This is a genomic window from Nostoc sp., assembly GCF_035638895.1.
In the GTDB taxonomy this organism is placed as follows: domain Bacteria; phylum Cyanobacteriota; class Cyanobacteriia; order Cyanobacteriales; family Nostocaceae; genus Nostoc.
The window spans coordinates 1-2,413 of record NZ_DASQZC010000592.1 but is presented as its reverse complement, the minus strand read 5'-3'; the positions used below and the strand labels follow the sequence as shown (position 1 = coordinate 2,413).

Here is a 2,413-nt window from a genome sequence, read left to right as displayed (position 1 = left end):
TCCTAGTCTTTGCAGCGTAGATTGAAAATCAGGTTTATTGATTTCCGCCTCATAGCCTTTGGCAAGTTGCCCTGAATCCGCCTCATCCGCTTGAGCCGCTTTATATTCAGCATCGGCATTTGACAAAGCTAGTTGCCTAGTTGCGAGTTTGTTGCTGGAGAAACCAGCGATCGCAGTTTTTGTATTAGCTAATTTCTGCTTTGATAAATTTTCCTTATTTTTCTCCTGTCCCTCAGCTAATGCCAGATTTAATTCACGTAACGACTGAGTGAATGCCCGAATTGGATCAATCCGTAATGAGCCAAGTGCTTGCTCTAACTCGGCTTTAAGCTGGATTTGTGGTTTAAGCTGTCTTTGTAGTTCTTGCCGTTGTCTGTCTGCTGCTGCTTCTCCACCTGCATTAGCTACAGCGTCAGGGTTTTTGAGATTGTCTAATTGCGATTTGATTGAATTAATCTTCCGTGTTGTGTCGTTGAGCAGAAAAGTTAAAGGTTTGCCTGCTTCAGCGCGTTGGTCGTTGAGTCCAGTTATTTTTAAATTACTTGCTTCAAGTTGCTGTTTAAGAACGGAAGGAGGAGCTTGACCTTTGTCTACAAAGTCTCGCTTAATTTTGGCTTGCAGTATAGCCCTTTCTTCCTCTGCGGTTTTTAACTGGGCATCAATAGGGCGCAGCTTGCCACCCTCCCCAGTACCTGTTTTGAATTCGGACAGTCGATACCGTGCTTCAGCTAGAGCCTCAGTGTTATAAAGTCCTTGCTCTTGAATATTATTAGTGGTGCTATCTCTTTCGTATTCTCCCCAAGTTTTCACTTTGTCGCCAAATCCCACGCCTCCAGGCATGAGTAAATTGCCCAACTTAAAATAATTACTACCAGAATTCAGCGCTCCAATTAAATACTTGTCTACGAATTGACCTACACCGTTAGTTGCTACAGGGTCGAGTCCTTGGGTTTTTCCGCGCTCCATCTGGGCATTTTCTCGTTCGGCGAACGTAGATATTTTGGAGCCAGTAGCAGAATTAAATGGTGCGATCGCATACTTATCAAGGAATCTTTCTACAGCACCGGATGCTTCTGGCTTAGGCTTCTGGAAAGCCTTCTTCGTTTCCTCGGCGGATCTTTTGGCTGCATCAGCTGCCTTTTGAAAGGACTGAACTAGCTCAGTGTTAATCGCCTGATTTAAGAGGTTTACAACTTCTAAGACAGCGAAAATACCAGCTGCCCATTTTACTGAAGCTGAATTATTCAGAGTCTGCCCCAGACTTGCAAGTCCACCACCTAAAGTGCCAGTAGCTAGCTTAGTTTCGATTAAAGTAGCGATAACGGCTCGTAGTGCCCCAACCATTTTTATGCTCAAGGCCGCCGTCACACCAATCAGGATAAAGCCAAGTTCTTTGCCAGCTTTAGCTGCTCCCTCAAGAACAATAGATAAGGCATTCAATCCCGCAGTGGCAGCCGGTGCAACTCCCTCACCTATGCCCTGCTGTAAGCTCAAAAAGGCGTTTTGTACGTCAAAAATCGCACTCTGGGCATTACCCGCCGCATCCTTAGCAGCATCGCCAAATTCTGACTGCAACTGTTTTGCAAATCTCGGCAAGAAATCTTGTGACAAGATCCTCCCAGAGTCGAGAAGTTTCTGGAATTCTCCCTCTGTAACGCCCATTGCCCGCGCTGCAATCCCCATCGCGCCCACCAGACGTTCACCCAGTTGCTGGCGCAATTCTTCGGAACTAACAGTGTTGTGATGCTCAAATCCCTGTTCGTCCAGATAAATGTGGTCGCCCGAAATCAAGAAGCCAAAGAACTCACCTTCATCGTGATAAGTGATTGTAAATTCAACTTCTTTTAGCTTTTCGTGGACTAGAGTAAGCTTTTGCTTTTCAGCATCGGGCAACGCTAGGTAATCTCTCAAGACTAACGTTTGTTTTTCTCCATTTCTCATAACCCGCATTTTGTGATGCAGATTGACAATGAATGGCTTACCTGCTGCTGGAATAATCTTGTAAAGTTCTTCAGTCCCACGGGCCAATGCTAAGACGCACCGGGGCAGCCCATCCCATCCCATTAGAGAATCACCTACATGGATATTCTCTACAGGTTTGGATGAGCCGTTAAACATCCTAATGAGAGTACCTTTACCATGACAGCCTTTGGAAATCATCTGGCTTAGTGCCAGAATCGCACCCTGAGTATTGTCAGCACTTAAACTAAGCACAGTGCTAGCTTGGGAAATCCCCGTGAATAATTCACGAGTGCCCTTTCCTTCTAGCGCAGACCCTTTAGCAGCAGCAGCTAGCTGCACAAATCCTTCTGTAGAAGCCTTTAGCGGAACCTTCAAATCCTCAACCGTCTTACGGACAAAAGCTAGATTCTGAGCGCCCCCCGATGATCCGCCTGATGCGAAATTGAGGGCA

Annotated in this window: 1 protein-coding gene; it reads right to left on the bottom strand. The window is 46.0% G+C overall.

The genetic code is table 11. From position 1 onward, the window contains the following. Nucleotides 1-2,413, bottom strand: a 2,413-nt coding sequence (locus tag VE944_RS29400) for a Hint domain-containing homing endonuclease (protein ID WP_324985839.1), incomplete at both ends; no start/stop codon positions are given.